This window comes from Rhizobium sp. C4, from assembly GCF_021026315.1.
Lineage (GTDB): Bacteria > Pseudomonadota > Alphaproteobacteria > Rhizobiales > Rhizobiaceae > Ensifer_A.
This window is the reverse complement of the sequence record NZ_JAJNCX010000009.1, coordinates 135,035-149,749: the sequence shown is the minus strand read 5'-3', so window position 1 is coordinate 149,749 and position 14,715 is coordinate 135,035. Positions and strand designations below refer to the sequence as shown.

13 protein-coding genes and 1 tRNA gene are annotated in these 14,715 nt (G+C 62.6%); 8 read left to right on the top strand and 6 right to left on the bottom strand.

Features of this window, described 5'->3' with window-relative positions; genetic code table 11:
* The first annotated feature begins 167 nt into the window (after window positions 1–167).
* A complete protein-coding gene (gene apaG / locus LQK84_RS16510; protein WP_230829819.1) occupies window positions 168–560 on the top strand; it encodes a Co2+/Mg2+ efflux protein ApaG in 393 nt (130 codons plus the stop codon).
* Window positions 561–583: 23 nt separating this feature from the next.
* Here the strand turns inward: apaG and LQK84_RS16505 are convergent, their stop codons facing one another.
* From LQK84_RS16505 to ppk2, 4 genes are all read right to left on the bottom strand, one after another.
* Window positions 584–1,582 carry an Hsp33 family molecular chaperone gene (locus LQK84_RS16505; protein ID WP_230829818.1) on the bottom strand — a complete coding sequence of 333 codons (999 nt, stop codon included), beginning with the start codon at window positions 1,580–1,582 and terminating at the stop codon, window positions 584–586.
* A 130-nt stretch (window positions 1,583–1,712) separates the two neighbouring features.
* Entirely contained in the window at window positions 1,713–2,630 is a 918-nt protein-coding gene (argF, locus tag LQK84_RS16500; RefSeq protein ID WP_230829817.1) for an ornithine carbamoyltransferase, read from the bottom strand.
* Window positions 2,631–2,657: 27 nt separating this feature from the next.
* Window positions 2,658–3,842, bottom strand: coding sequence for an aspartate aminotransferase family protein (locus tag LQK84_RS16495; protein WP_230829816.1), 1,185 nt, complete (start codon window positions 3,840–3,842; stop codon window positions 2,658–2,660).
* A 920-nt stretch (window positions 3,843–4,762) separates the two neighbouring features.
* Entirely contained in the window at window positions 4,763–5,641 is an 879-nt protein-coding gene (gene ppk2, locus LQK84_RS16490; RefSeq protein WP_230829815.1) for a polyphosphate kinase 2, read from the bottom strand.
* A gap of 144 nt (window positions 5,642–5,785) precedes the next feature.
* On the opposite strand from ppk2, the gene phoR reads away from it, so the two are divergent.
* The 4 genes from phoR (at window position 5,786) to LQK84_RS16470 (ending at window position 9,009) form a co-directional block, all read left to right on the top strand.
* Window positions 5,786–7,036 carry a phosphate regulon sensor histidine kinase PhoR gene (gene phoR / locus LQK84_RS16485; protein ID WP_230829884.1) on the top strand — a complete coding sequence of 417 codons (1,251 nt, stop codon included), beginning with the start codon at window positions 5,786–5,788 and terminating at the stop codon, window positions 7,034–7,036.
* Window positions 7,037–7,237: 201 nt separating this feature from the next.
* Window positions 7,238–7,948, top strand: coding sequence for a phosphate signaling complex protein PhoU (phoU, locus tag LQK84_RS16480; RefSeq protein ID WP_230829814.1), 711 nt, complete (start codon window positions 7,238–7,240; stop codon window positions 7,946–7,948).
* 16 nt (window positions 7,949–7,964) lie between these two features.
* Window positions 7,965–8,648 (top strand): phosphate regulon transcriptional regulator PhoB, encoded by a 684-nt coding sequence (gene phoB / locus LQK84_RS16475; RefSeq protein ID WP_109855945.1) that lies wholly within the window; start codon window positions 7,965–7,967, stop codon window positions 8,646–8,648.
* A 169-nt stretch (window positions 8,649–8,817) separates the two neighbouring features.
* Window positions 8,818–9,009, top strand: a complete 192-nt coding sequence (locus LQK84_RS16470) for a CsbD family protein (protein ID WP_230829813.1) — start codon at window positions 8,818–8,820, stop codon at window positions 9,007–9,009.
* Window positions 9,010–9,105: 96 nt separating this feature from the next.
* Here LQK84_RS16470 and LQK84_RS16465 read toward each other — a convergent pair whose 3' ends face one another.
* Together LQK84_RS16465 and LQK84_RS16460 are read right to left on the bottom strand one after the other, a co-directional pair.
* Window positions 9,106–9,633: a GcrA family cell cycle regulator gene (locus LQK84_RS16465; RefSeq protein WP_230829883.1), complete on the bottom strand. Its 528-nt coding sequence runs from the start codon at window positions 9,631–9,633 to the stop codon at window positions 9,106–9,108.
* Window positions 9,634–10,071: 438 nt separating this feature from the next.
* The gene (locus tag LQK84_RS16460) at window positions 10,072–11,943 is read right to left on the bottom strand and encodes a hypothetical protein (RefSeq protein WP_230829812.1); all 1,872 of its coding nucleotides are present in this window, start codon (window positions 11,941–11,943) and stop codon (window positions 10,072–10,074) included.
* 324 nt (window positions 11,944–12,267) lie between these two features.
* Between LQK84_RS16460 and LQK84_RS16455 the strand changes: the two genes are divergently transcribed.
* The 3 genes from LQK84_RS16455 (at window position 12,268) to LQK84_RS16445 (ending at window position 14,701) form a co-directional block, all read left to right on the top strand.
* Window positions 12,268–13,230 carry an NAD(P)H-dependent flavin oxidoreductase gene (locus tag LQK84_RS16455; protein ID WP_230829811.1) on the top strand — a complete coding sequence of 321 codons (963 nt, stop codon included), beginning with the start codon at window positions 12,268–12,270 and terminating at the stop codon, window positions 13,228–13,230.
* A 44-nt stretch (window positions 13,231–13,274) separates the two neighbouring features.
* Window positions 13,275–14,375, top strand: coding sequence for a DUF1176 domain-containing protein (locus tag LQK84_RS16450; protein ID WP_230829810.1), 1,101 nt, complete (start codon window positions 13,275–13,277; stop codon window positions 14,373–14,375).
* Window positions 14,376–14,625: 250 nt separating this feature from the next.
* Window positions 14,626–14,701 (top strand) — tRNA-Thr (locus LQK84_RS16445).
* Window positions 14,702–14,715: the final 14 nt, after the last annotated feature.

The following is a 14,715-nucleotide window of genomic DNA, read 5'->3' as shown; positions in this document are numbered from 1 at the left end:
GCAGCCCGGCTTTTCGAACAGCCATAATATCATGATATTCCGAGTCAAGAAAAATTGTGTCGCAGGTCTTATCAAGCGATGTCTGACATGCCACCAGCAGGCCACGGCAAACTTGACGCAAGCGCTTTGGTGTACAATACCTAAATCCATGGTTTTGCAGGTGTGTCATGTATAGGGCGGTAACCCGGGATATCGAAGTGACGGTTGAGCCGTTCTATCTTCCGGACCAGTCGGATCCGGAGGATAGCCGCTATGTGTGGGGCTACCGGATCGTCATTGCCAACTGGTCGAAGAGAGCGGTGCGCCTCATGCATCGCTATTGGCATATCACGGACCAGAACGGGCAGGTCGACGAGGTCACGGGGCCTGGTGTCATCGGCGAACAGCCGCGGCTCGCGCCCGGCGACACCTATGAATATTCCTCCGGCTGCCCGCTCGACACGCCATCCGGCATGATGTTCGGCCGCTATCAGATGGAGACGGACGACGGGGAAACCTTCGACGTCGCCATTCCTGCATTCTCGCTGGATTCACCGGGTCTGGCACGGACGCTGAACTGAATTCAGCGTCCGCCCTTTGAGCGTTACGCTTCGGCGCGCACCGTTTCCACTTCCTCGGCCGTGTAACGATAGACCTCGGAGCAGAATTCGCACGTCACCGTGATCACGCCATCCTCAAAGCCCTGATCGACTTCGTCCGGATCGAGACCGCGCAGAACGCCGGCGATCTTGTCGCGCGAGCAGGAGCAGCGGTCGAGGACCTTCTGCGGTTCGAAGACGCGGACGCCGCGTTCGTGGAAGAGACGATAGAGCAGACGTTCAGCGCCGACCTGCGGGTCGGTGAGCTCGTCGGCATCGATCGTTGAAACGAGGCTGCGGGCCTCGGTCCAGTTGTCGTCTTCATCGATCTCGTGGCCTTCGTCGCCATCGCCGCCGGGAAGATCCGGCTGGCGCATGCGCTCCGGCGCTTCGGGCAGGAACTGCGCGATGAGACCGCCGGCCCGCCAGCGATGGCGCGGCTTGCCAGCCTCGTCGCGGTCGAGCAGTTCGGCGACGCTGAGACGGACTGCCGTCGGGATCTGTTCCGACTGGCGGAAATAGACCATAGCGATGTCTTCAAGGCTCGAACCGTCCATCTCGACGATGCCCTGATAGCGGCCCATATGCGTGCCCTGATCGATGGTGAAGGCCAGAATGCCGCTGCCGAGCAGATCGGGCGGCGAGGTCAGGCCTTCGTCCATCGCCTCTTTCAGCCGCTCCTCGTCGAAGCGGGCATAGGCGCGCAGGCTGTCGGGCGTCGAAAAGTCGGCGACCAGAAGATCGACCGGCCCGTCGCCCTGCGTCTGGACGATGAACTTGCCTTCGAATTTCAGCGAGGTGCCGAGCAGGACCGTCAGCGCGACGGCTTCGGCCAAAAGCCGTGCCACCGGCACCGGATAGTCGTGGCGGGCAAGGATGGCGTCCAGCATCGGGCCGATCTGCACGGCGCGACCGCGCACATCGAGACCCTCGACCTGGAACGGAACAACATTATCGTCCCCGGCGAAACCAAATTCGCCGAGATTGGCGGTCAGCTCTGACATCATGTTTCTCCCGGCCGGGTCCGGTATTGCGGACGGCCGTCTTTCAAGCGTGTTTCAGGGGTGGCGAGGACTGAACAACCGATCTGCATCGTCTCCAGTCCTTCAAGTTGCCCCTTAGATAGTCAATGAATCAGATAACGCCAAGGCACCAGGCCAGAATGGATTTCTGAGCATGCAGGCGGTTTTCCGCCTCGTCGAAAACGACCGACTGCGGGCCGTCGATGACTTCATCCGTGACTTCCTCGCCGCGATGCGCCGGCAGGCAGTGCATGAAGAGCGCGTCCTTCTCGGCCTTGGCCATCAGCTCGGCATTCACCTGATAGGGCATGAAGACGTTGTGGCCGCGGGCCTTGTGCTCCTGGTTCATCGACACCCAGGTATCGGTGACGATGCAGTCGGCGCCGGCAACGGCGCGGTCGACGTCATGGGTAAGCATGAGGTCGGCACCCTTGTTGCGCGCCCAGTTGAGGAAGCGATCATCCGGCTCGGAACCGAGCGGAACCGCCATGTTCATGCGGTAGCCGAATTGTGCGGCGCCCTCGACGAAGGAGTGGAGCACGTTGTTGCCGTCGCCGGTCCAGGCGATCGTCTTGCCCTTCACGGCACCGCGATGCTCCTCGAAGGTCATGATGTCGGCCATGATCTGGCAGGGATGCGTGTCATCCGTCAGCGCGTTGATGACCGGCACGGTGGCGTGTTCGGCGAGTTCCAGCAGGCGCGAATGGGCGGTCGTGCGGATCATGATGGCATCGACGAAGCGCGAGAGGACCTTGGCGGTGTCGCCAATCGTCTCGGCGCGGCCGAGCTGCATTTCGGTGCCGGACAGGAACAGCGTTTCGCCGCCCAGCTGGCGCATGCCGACATCGAAGGAGACGCGGGTTCGGGTCGAGGGCTTCTCGAAGATCATCGCCAGCATCTTGCCTTTCAGCGGCTGGTCGGCGGTTCCGGCTTTCGTCGCCTTCTTGCGGGCCAGCGCGTCATTCATGATGACGCGCAGCTCGCCGGCGGAAACGGCGGAGAGATCGAGGAAATGCTTCGGAGAGGCCATGTCGATGTCCTGAAATGAAATGGCTGCTTATGCCGCAGCCTTGAAATGGTCGAGCGCCCGTTCGATGCGGGCCAGACCTTCGCGGATTTCGTCTGCCGTGACGGTCAGCGGCGGAACGAGGCGCATGACATTGTCGCCGGCGCCGACGCCGAGCATGTGCTCAGCGCGCACGGCCTTGATGAGATCGGCGACCGGCCGCTTGGCCTTGATGCCGAGCAGCAGGCCCTGGCCGCGCACTTCGACAATCTCGTCCGGATAGCGATCCTTCAGCGATTCCAGACCCTGACGGAAGACGAGGCTCATGTCGTTGACATGTTCGAGGAAGCCATCGCCGAGCACGACGTCGAGCACGGCATTGCCGACCGCCATGGCGAGCGGATTGCCGCCATAGGTCGAGCCATGCGTGCCGGCGACCATGCCGGAGGCTGCTTCTTCCGTGGCAAGGCAGGCCCCGAAGGGGAAGCCGCCGCCGATACCCTTGGCAATGCCCATGATGTCGGGCGTGATGCCGGCCCATTCATGGGCGAAGAGACGGCCCGTGCGGCCGACGCCGCTCTGGACTTCATCGAGGATGAGCAACAGGCCGTGATCGTCGCAGATGGTGCGCAGTGCGCGCAGGAATTCCGGATCGACGGGGCGCACGCCGCCCTCGCCCTGCACGGGCTCGATCAGAATGCCGGCGGTTGCATCGGTGATGGCAGCCTTGACGGCATCGAGATCGCCGAAGGGCACCTTGTCGAAGCCGGACGCCTTGGGGCCGAAGCCTTCGATATATTTCTCATTGCCACCGGCCGCGATCGTCGCCGTCGTGCGGCCATGGAAGGCGCCGTCGAAGGTGATGATGTGGAACTTTTCCGGATGGCCCTTGTGGAAGTGATAGCGACGCGCCGTCTTGATGGCGCATTCGATCGCTTCGGCACCGGAATTGGTGAAGAAGACCTTGTCGGCAAAGGTGTTGGCAACCAGGCGGCTGGCGAGGCGTTCCTGGCCCGGAGCCTCATAGAGGTTCGACACGTGCCAGAGCTTCTCGGCCTGCGCCTTCAGCGTCTCGACCAGATGCGGATGCGAATGGCCCAGCGAATTCACCGCCACGCCGGCTGCGAAATCGAGATATCGCTCGCCGTTTTCCGCAATGAGCCAGACGCCCTCGCCGCGCTCGAAACGGAGCGGCGCACGGGAATAACTGTCATAAAGCGGCGTGGCTTCGGCCATGGCGCGGATCTCCTTTGGTCCTGTCATCGACGGGAATAAAAAATGCCGCTTCAACAGCGGCGCGGGCACTATCGCGATTTCACCCGTCATTGTCAACAAATGCAGGCGGTTGGTGGTGTCGCCTTCTGCCGTGTGGAGACGGCGACGGCGCACTGAAATCCCGGCAGGCGATCCGCCTCCGGGGTTTCCCTCATTCTCATGATCCCCTTCACAGAAGATCGGCCGGGGCGTCTGCAACACCTCGTAATAGTATAAGTAATATGGCGTCCCAGACGCCCCGTTTCAGTCCTTGTCACTCAACGAACTTGGATCTCAACGCCCGGTCCTCGTCCGGGTTCTTCCCGGAAGATAATGGTAGCGAACCGATAGCTTATGCTGGCCAGGCCAGCGCGTCGGGGACGGCCTGCCTTGCCGCGCTCCCCGCCGGGTCACCGTTTCTCGCCAAGCGCCGGCAATCGTCGTCCCATTTCTTGTGAGTCAGGAACGAAAACCAGTCTCTCTTCCTGTCGGTCGAAAGACATGCGGGGGCTTGCGTCGCACCCCCACATCCGGAACCGGCCCCACCTCGCCGCAGCGCCCTGCGGTGTATCCGTGATGGGACGGGACAAGTATGGGGGAAGAATGGAGAGCGGGGGAAATGGGGGATGGAATTTTGGTGGAAATACCCCCTCTCTTGGAATTTCTAGCACTTAGCGTTCCGCTAAGATGCTGAAATTCCTTTCTCCCCCACCAAGGGGGAGATGGAAGCAAGCGGTCGCGCCATCCTCCAATCTCCCCACTTGTGGGGGAGAAAGCGATTTCGATGGCTTAGCCGAAGGCTAAACATCAGAAATCGCAAGAGAGGGGGCCTATCTTCCACCGCAATGCCCCGCAATTCACCCCTCACCAAGCTCGCCAAGGGGAGAGGATGGGTGGCGCCCTCAATCCTTCAGCAATTCCGGTCCATCCAGGATGTCATTGTCGATCGCGCCGATCGCCTGCTTGTCCTTGCCGTCATAATCCAGCGCGTGGAGCATGTGGCGGATGAGGTTGAGGCGGGCGCGGCGTTTGTCGTTGGCGCGGATGACCGTCCAGGGCGCGTGCTTGGTGTGAGTTTCCTTCAGCATCCTGTCGCGCGCCTTGGAATAGTCGTCCCACTTGGTCAGTGCGGCGATATCCATGTCGGAGAGTTTCCAGACCTTCAGCGGATCGTGGCGGCGGTCGTGGAAGCGTTTCAGCTGCATCTCGCGGCCGATATTCAGCCAGAACTTGAAGAGATGGGTGCCGTCATTGACGATCAGCCGCTCGAATTCCGGCACTGCCTTGAGGAAGGCCTTGTATTCGCCCTCGGTGCAGAAACCCATGACGGGTTCGACACCGGCGCGGTTATACCAGGAGCGGTCGAAGGCGACGAATTCGCCGGCGGTCGGAAAATGGCTGACATAGCGCTGGAAATACCATTGGCCATGTTCCGTCTCGGTCGGTTTGGTGAGCGCCACGACACGGGCGGAGCGCGGGTTCATGTAGGCGAGTGTTGCGGCAATGGAGCCGCCCTTGCCCGCAGCATCGCGGCCTTCGAAGATGGCCATCACGCGCTTGCCGGTTGCCTGCAGCCAGAACTGGACCTTCACCAGTTCCTTGTGCAGTGAGTAGAGCTCGACCTGATACTCTTCCTCCTTCAGCTTCTTCTTGTAAGGATAGCCGCCGGAATCGAGTGCTGCTGCCTCGATCCATTCGGGCAATTGCGGGTTATCAACGTCGAACACCCGCTTCTTGCCGCCGATCTCAAGTTCCACGGCCCTGCTCTTTTCACCGGTCATGCGATCACTTCCCTGTTTGTCATAATTTTGTTTGTCATAATTTTCATCTTAGCGCGGGTGCGTGCGAAGAAAAACATGTCACAATAGAAGCGTAACAAGTTCCCATCATTGGCGATTCGCGTGTGTTGGGAGGAAGGCGTGGCATTGACGGACGACGACGGCAAAATCAGATGGCGGCAGAATCCGTATACCCTGCTTGCTGGCCTTCTGATCCTCGTGGCCGCCCTTGCCGCCGCCATGCACGCCATTGCGGTGGCCGTTGTGCTGTCGATCGGCGCCGTCGCGATCCTGGCCTACCAGCCATCCCGCAACGCCCGCACTGAACCGATTGCCGCAAGCGTGAACGAAACGCTGCCCGTCACCGAGGCGCCGCGCGACAATATCGGCATCACAAGGGCTGCGCTGTCGGCCATCGACATGCCACTCTATCTGATCGACGGGCGCGAGAACATCGTCTTCCAGAACGGCGCGGCAGCCGAGGCCTTCGGCGACATCGAGCCGAACGCGCATATCACGACGCGCCTGCGCTCGCCCGCCATTCTCGACTGCGTGCGCGAGACGATTGCCACGGGCAATGTCAACACGGTGGAATACACCGAGCGCCACCCTTCGACCCGGGTCTATCTCGTGCGCGTCGCCCCGATTGCGCCGGAAGGCAGCCGGCCGACACATTTCATCCTCTCCTTCCGCGATATCTCTGAATCGCGCGTCGTGGAGCGGATGCGCTCCGACTTCGTGGCCAATGCCAGCCATGAGCTGAGAACCCCGCTCGCCTCGCTGCAGGGCTTCATCGAGACGCTGCAGGGACCGGCAAAGAACGATCCGAAGGCCGGCGAACGCTTCCTCGGCATCATGCTGGAACAGGTGCAGCGGATGAACCGGCTGGTCGACGACCTGCTGTCGCTGTCACGGCTGGAACTGAAGGCGCATATCGCACCCTCCGACCGGGTCGACCTGCTGCCGCTTCTCGGCCATGTCCGCGATGCGCTGCAGCCGCTCGCCGCCTCGCTCGACGTCGAGATCGTCGTCGACCTGCCCAACGATCCCGTCTTTGTCGCCGGCGACCGGGACGAACTGATCCAGGTCTTCGAAAACCTCGTGCAGAACGCCTGCAAATACGGGCAGGAAGGCAAGCGCATCGAAGTGACGCTGACGCCAGCGACCAAGGGCCAAGGGGCGGAAGTGTCGATCCGCGATTTCGGTCCCGGCATTGCCGAGGAACATATTCCACGTCTCACCGAGCGTTTCTATCGCGTCAATGTGGAAGCCAGCCGCTCAAAGAAAGGCACCGGGCTCGGGCTCGCCATCGTCAAGCATATCCTGACGCGGCATCGCGCGCGCCTCATCGTCCAGTCGGAAATGGGCAAGGGATCGGTCTTCACGGTCAGATTTTGACGCGTCTCATCGCACAGGCTTTGACAGCACCTGAAAAAGCCTAGTGAATTCAGCGATATAATTTGTCACAAATCTTTTGCCAAAGTGTCATAAAAGCATTGGCGGGTGGCGCTAGGAAAGCGCATCCATACGGAATGCGTCGCGCCATTGTCATGGTGCGGCCGAGCATGAACGCGCAACGGCTGATCGAAGAGGCCCGACATGACCCAATCCCACATTATGACCGCCTATGACGAGGAACTGCGTTTTCTCAGCCGCCGGATCGCGGAAATGGGCGGCATGGCCGAACAGATGGCAAGCGACGCGGTTCGCGCGCTGGTCAACGCCGATGCGGCTCTTGCGCAGCGCGTGATCTCGGATGACGCGATCCTCGACGCCGCCGAGCGCGAGATCACCGACAAGGCGATCCTGACGATCGCCCGCCGCCAGCCGGTTGCCAACGACCTGCGCGAAATCATGGGCTCGATCCGCATCGCCTCCGATCTGGAACGCGTCGGTGACCTCGGCAAGAACACCGCCAAGCGCGTCATCGCCGTCCAGCAGAGCGGCGTTCCGCGCGCCCTGGCCCGCGGCATGGAACATCTTTCGGAACTCGCTCTTGCACAGCTGAAGGACGTTCTCGACGTCTACACGACGCGTTCGGCTGAAAAGGCGCAGGCCATCCGTGATCGCGACGAGGAAATCGACGCGATGTACACCTCGCTCTTCCGCGAACTGCTGACCTACATGATGGAAGATCCGCGCAACATCACGTCCTGCACGCATCTCCTCTTCTGCGCCAAGAACATCGAGCGCATCGGCGACCACGCCACGAACATTGCCGAGACGATCTACTACATGACGACCGGCACGCAGCCCGACGGCGAGCGCCCGAAGGACGACAACACCGCCACGATGACGGTTCAGGGCTGAAGGCGGTAGAAGCGTCATGCAGCCGAAAATCACCGTGGTCGAAGACGAGGAGGCGCTGAGCGTCCTCCTCCGTTACAATCTGGAAGCCGAAGGCTACGAGGTGGAGACGATCCTGCGTGGCGATGAGGCGGATATCCGCCTGCAGGAGCAGGTGCCGGATCTCGTCATCCTCGACTGGATGCTGCCCGGCGTCCCGGGCATCGAACTGTGCCGTCGGCTGCGCGCCAGACCCACGACCGAGCGGCTGCCGATCATCATGCTCACCGCACGCGGCGAGGAAAGCGAGCGCATTCGCGGTCTCTCGACCGGGGCGGACGACTATGTCGTGAAGCCCTTCTCGACGCCCGAACTGATGGCACGCGTCAAGGCGATGCTGCGCCGCGCCAAGCCGGAGGTCGTCTCCTCGCAGCTGAAATGCGGTGATATCGAACTGGACCGCGACAGCCACCGGGTTCACCGCCGGTCGCGCGAAGTGCGCCTCGGGCCGACGGAATTCCGCCTGCTGGAATTCTTCATGTCGTCGCCCGGCCGCGTCTTCTCGCGCTCGCAGCTTCTCGACGGCGTCTGGGGCCACGACATCTATGTCGACGAACGCACGGTGGACGTCCATATCGGACGCCTGCGCAAGGCGCTGAACTTCTCCAACATGCCGGATGTCATCCGCACCGTTCGCGGCGCGGGCTATTCGATGGAAGGCTGAGACACGCATTGATGCACGGCCGCTGACCCTGACGGGTCGCGGCCGTGTTTTTGCTTCCTCTATCACCTCAGATCACGATTTCCCGATGTGAACGGGGAACCGGATCGGGGTTCAGGCGTTCTCCCGGAGCAAACGGAATGTGTTTATTCCGATAAAAGGAGAAACGCTCATGAGCAGCACGACTGACAAGATTTCCGGCAAGGCAAATGAACTCGCGGGCAAGGCCAAGCAGGCTGTCGGCAAGGCAACCGGCGACGACAAGCTTCGCGCCAAGGGTGCAGCCCAGGAGGTCAAGGGCAAGGTCCAGACCGCCAAGGGCGATGCCAAGGACGCCATCAAGAGCGTCACCGACCGTCTCTGACGGTTCAGCCCTCATCCCCCCAGTTTCCCTCCTCCCCACAAAAGCAGCGGGCCCCTTTCGGGGCCCGTTTCATTTCGTTCTGTGCTTTCGCGGAAATCAGCGGCCGGCGCGACGGCGCTCGGCGGACGGCTGATAGGCGAGCCGCGCATGATAGGTGCAATAGGGCGAGCTATCCGGGCTGTCATTGCCGCAGAAGTGGAAGTCGTCCTTCATCGGGTCGCCGACCGGCCACTTGCAGGTGCGCTCGGTCAGTTCCGTCAGCGCCAGGCGGCGCGAGATCGGAACGACGACGTTGGACGCCGGCTGCACTTCGGTCTCGTAATAGACTTCCGTCTCGACCTCTTCCTTCAGCATGGTTGCGCCCTGCGCGCGGGTGACCGTGCGGGTCACGGTGCGCGGCATGAAAGACTGAGCGCGGGGGGCCGCTGCTGCTGCCTGGCGCTTGGCCGGACGAGCGGCTGTTGCACCGCCCGCCTTGGCACGACCCGGCAGGCAAAGGCGATGCACCTTGCCGATCACCGCATTGCGGCTCACGCCACCCAGCTGGGCGGCGATCTGGCTGGCGCTCAAACCTTCGGACCACAATTTCTTCAGTCTTTCGACGCGCTCATCTGTCCAGCCCATCGTCATCGTCAAATCCGCTCCTTGTGCCTCGCAGAATCCACCACCGAGGCCGCAGAAGGATTCCGCTGCCGGGATACGCGCTTACAGTGTGGTGACTAGTTCCGCCGCATGCGATCTAGTAATTATTTGTTAACCTAAAGGGTGGGTGACTCTGTGGCAAGAGTCGGCGGAATCGGCGAGAATCACTTTCTGCGCTTTTCCCCAACTTGATGGGATTTTGGCAACACTCCCCGCCAACGTACAGCGCGCTATCAATTTTGCAAACAATTGAAATGTAATGCTTTATTGAAACGTCATTGAAGGATTTGACTCCGCCCAGCCTACCGTAACGGAAGGTGGAATCACGCTGAGTCAGGCGTCCAAAAAAATTTGCTTCCACCACAAAAAATCCCGCCGTCAAGCGGGATTTTCCGATCAATCGATGCAATTTCAGGTCGATCAGCTACCCGGGAGCACGTGAATCGAGAAGAGCTTGACGCTGTTTCCCTCACCGCCGGCGTCGGCATTGATCAACAGCCGGCCGGGTCCTTCTGCAGCGCCTCCGCTCTTGACCTCGACATCGAACATCAGGTCGGTCTTGTTCTGCGACAGCAGGAAGCGGTGGCGCCCGCAATTGCCGAGCCCGCCGAATTCGCATTCGACGGTGACCTGAACCGGCTTGTCGCCACCTTCGAGCATGAGGGCGACGTTGGAGGTCTTGCCCTGCATGGCGGCGATGGTCGATTGCGGCAACTCGATCGACACCGACCCATCAAGGCCCGGTGTGGCGGAGGTGATGGCGAGATACGGTCCGGAGCCGCTCTGCTCGACCTTCGCGGTTGCCTGCGAACCGACGGAGAAGGATTTCGACTTGCCGGCCTCGAAGAGCTTGGTCCACTCGTCGCCATAGCCGCCCTGCCGCGACAGCGACTTCAGCTGCTTGGCGCCGTCAAAATCGGCTTCCTTGACGCTGGGCGGCGGATTGGGAACAGAACCGTCGCGAACGGCCTTGGGCAAGGTCAGGCCGGTGCTTTCGACCCACCACCAGCCGGCAGCACCAAAGGCCGCGAGCGTGACGAGGGCGAAGGCGCGGGCCTTCCAGCGGCTCTTGCGGCGCGGCTTGATGGCGCGTTCCGGCGGCAGATGGATGACTTCGGGCTGCGGCTCGACCTCGCGATCGTCCGCATAGACCGGCTCCGGCGTCTCGATGTCGAAGGACGGCGCGCGGCGTTCATCGCGGCGCTCCACCTCCGGCATGATATCGAAGACCGGCTCGCGGGGACCGTTGTCACGCTCCAGCTCGACGGACGGCGCGTCGTCAAGCGACGGCGCGCGATCCCGCGCGGGGGCATTCTCATGGCGCACCATGCCGCCGATGGCAGACGCGGCGGATGCAGCAGCCAGCCGGCTCTCCCGCTCGCGCGCCTCATGCTCGGCCCTCGCTGCCGCCAGTCGAGTGCGTTCGGCATCTGCCGCGCGGCGGGCCTCCTCTTCGGCGACGCGGCGCTCGGCCTCCTCGCGGACAAACCTTTCGCGCTCGGCAGCCTGCCGGGCAGCCTCTTCGCGGGCGCTCTGTTCCCGCGCCTGCGCTTCGCGTTCACGCTCTGCAGCCTGACGCTCGGCGAATTCACGGGCCGCCTGCTCGCGGGCAAGCCGTTCTCTCTCGGCCTGGACGCGGATGGCCTCCTCGCGCTCCGCCTGTTCTTCCAGTGCGCGGCGGCGGGCTTCGGCCTCGCGTTCGGACTGTTCGGCGGCATTGCGACGGGCATCTTCGGCCTGACGGCGGGAGTCTTCTTCCTGGCGCTCGGCGGCGAGCATCTGCTCGCGCTCCTGCAGGGCGCGTTCGCGGGCTGCCTGTTCGCGGGCGGCGATGCGCTCGCGCAGCGCCCGCTGCGCCGCCTCATATTCCAGTTCGCGGGCAACGCGCTCGCGGTCGATCTCGTCGCGGCGGCGGCGCAATTCGGCGTCGCGCTCTGCCTGTTCCCGCGCACGCTCGGCGCGCTCGCGCGCCTGCTCGGCCTCTGCACGGGCCTGCTCGGCCATTTCCAGCTCGCGCTTGCGGCGCTCTTCGCGCTCGGCGGTCTCGCGGGCCGCGCGATTGCGCGCCTCGTGCTCCATATAGTCGAGCTTGGCATCGCGCTCGACACGATTGATCGCGGCCTCGAGCTGGCGGCGCTGTTCGGAGGCGGTTGCCGGGTCGGTGATGTTCTGCTGGCGCATCCCGTTTTCCAGCGCCAGACGGGCAGACTGGTAGACGCGGGCGCGCTGCTCGGGGTCGGCGCCCGGACCCACCCGCTCGAGAGCCTTTCTGATGGCCGTTTCCAGACTCAAATGCTTCTGCTCCTAAAGCGTCTTGCGGTCATTCAAGACCGTCTGCGGCAGCCCCCGCCCGCCCGAAAATCCATAGTCGCGAATGCACATGATCGAACCTGCATTCGCGATTTCACGCGACATGGCAAAAACCAGGGCACGCTTCAATCCTGAAGCTCTACTAAACAACGACCCATGGCGAAAATAGCAAGTGACATCTTATCCACTATCGCGACGGTTATGGCTGCTTGCCACCCCCACATATTTCAATTTTCATCGGAATGAAAACCTGCTAGATGATTGACGTTTGCGTAAACGTCACAATTGGACAAGCCGGGAGGAACCATGGCTCTGCCGCCGATCTTGAAAGACAACCTGCGCCTGCCGGTGGTCGCATCGCCGCTTTTCATCATTTCGCATCCGGACCTGACCCTTGCCCAGTGCAAGGCCGGCGTGGTCGGCTCGTTTCCGGCGCTGAACGCGCGGCCCGAGGCCCAGCTGGACGAATGGCTGGCCAAGATCACCGAGGAACTGGCCGATCACAACGCCCGGAACCCGGAACGCCCGGCCGCCCCCTTTGCCGTCAACCAGATCGTCCATACCTCGAACAAGCGTCTCGAGCACGACCTGATGATGTGCGTCAAATACAAGGTGCCGATCGTCATTTCCTCGCTCGGCGCCGTGCCGGAGGTCAACCAGGCGATCCAGTCCTATGGCGGCATCGTGCTGCATGACATCATCAACAACCGGCACGCCCATTCGGCAATCCGCAAGGGTGCCAACGGCCTGATCGCGGTTGCCACCGGCGCCGGCGGCCATGCGGGCAAGCTTTCGCCCTTCGCGCTGATCCAGGAAATCCGCGAATGGTTCGACGGGCCGCTGCTGCTGTCCGGCGCGATTGCCAATGGCGGGGCGATCCTTGCCGCGCAGGCGATGGGCGCGGACATGGCCTATATCGGCTCGCCCTTCATTGCCACGCACGAAGCCCGCGCGGCGGACGCCTACAAGGAGATGATCGTCGCCTCGAATGCCGACGATATCGTCTATTCCAACTATTTCACTGGCGTGCACGGCAACTACCTGAAGCCCTCGATTGCGGCCTCCGGCATGGACCCGGACCATCTGCCCGAGGCCGATCCGTCGAAGATGGATTTCAGCCAGGCCGCCACCGGTGGCGCCAAGGCGTGGAAGGACATCTGGGGCTGCGGCCAGGGCATCGGCGCTGTCAAGGAAGTGACCTCCACCGCCGCCCTCGTCGACCGGCTGGAGCGGGAATATATCGCCGCGAAGAAGTCCATTTGCGGTTGAGACAAGCACTGCTATTCTGCCGCCCGCAACGGGAGGCAGGACGCATGCGGCATAGACACTGGATGGCAGGGTTCCTGATCGGCGCGGCGCTGGCAGCCGCGCCTTTTTCGTCTGCCCTTGCCGGCGCCTTCAAGAGCTTCGGCAAATGGGAGGTTTCCTGCACCAACGGGCGCAATTGCGAGCTGCGCTTCTACGACACCGACAACAAGGCCGGCGCCAGCGCTTTCGTGATGCGCGAAATCGGGCCGGCGACACCGGCAACGCTGGCCATCGGCCTGCCGGGCGACGTCTTCGGCGAAGCGGCGAAAGACCTGACGATTGCGCTTTCGATCGACGGCCGGGCGGAGCAGGGCTTCGGGCACGACAAGCTTTCCTATGATGCCAACACCTCTGCCTGGCGGCTCGCCGGCGATATCGGCACGGATGGGCTTGTCGAGGCCCTGCGCAAGGGCAAGACGATCGGCATCACCGCGCGCGCCGGCGGCCAGACCACGAAGGCGACAATCCCGCTGGACGGCATGGCGGCGAGCCTGCTCTTTCTCGACGACACGCAGAACCGCGTCGGCCACACCGATGCGCTGGTCTCCAGGGGCGACAAGCCGCCGAGCCCGCTGCCGCCGGTGACCGATATCCGCAAGTTCACCGATGTGCCTGCCGAGATCCGCACGAATTTCACCAACGAGGACGCCACCTGTGGCGGGCTGGACGAAAGCATGCTGGCCGGCCTTGGCGGATTCACCCGCCGCTACAGCGAGACCGAGGCGCTCTACGTCATCCCCTGCGGTGCGCCCGGCGCCTATAACGTTCCCTTCGTCGCCTACTACCAGCTGGAAACGATGCTGGAGCAGGTGCAGTTTCCCGTCATGGCCAAGGATGGCCCGAGCGTTTCCACGACCGGCTACAATCTCGACTACGACGAGAAGAGCGACACCATGACCTCCTTCTTCAAGGGGCGCGGGCTTGGCGATTGCGGATCGTTCTACAAATGGAAGATCTCCGAAGGCGGCGCCGGCCGCGCGCTTGTCCTGCTGAAGGAAACCGACAAGGACGACTGCGACGGCAAATATGGCGACGGCCCCGAAAGCTGGCCGGCCGCATGGCCTCTGGGCGGCACGGCAGGACAGAAGGCGAAAGCCAAGCGCTGAGACCGACAGATCGCGCGCGGACGCAGAGCCTGGACAGCCCCCACCCGCAACGCATCGCCGCGACACAGGCGCGCCGCAGCAGCGCAACTGGCCGCGACGAGGAGGAGCACGCCCCCGCGACGGCGCCCGTTTTCCCGACACCCCACGAATTTTCTCGCTGCGACCGAAAAACCGGCTTGAAATTGCAAGGCGTTGCCTGTATCAGCGCCTCACGAAACGCCGGAAGCATATCACCTTCCCGGTCTGGAATGCCGCTTTAGCTCAGGTGGTAGAGCACATCATTCGTAATGATGGGGTCGCAGGTTCGAGTCCTGCAAGCGGCACCATTTCTCTCCAAAGC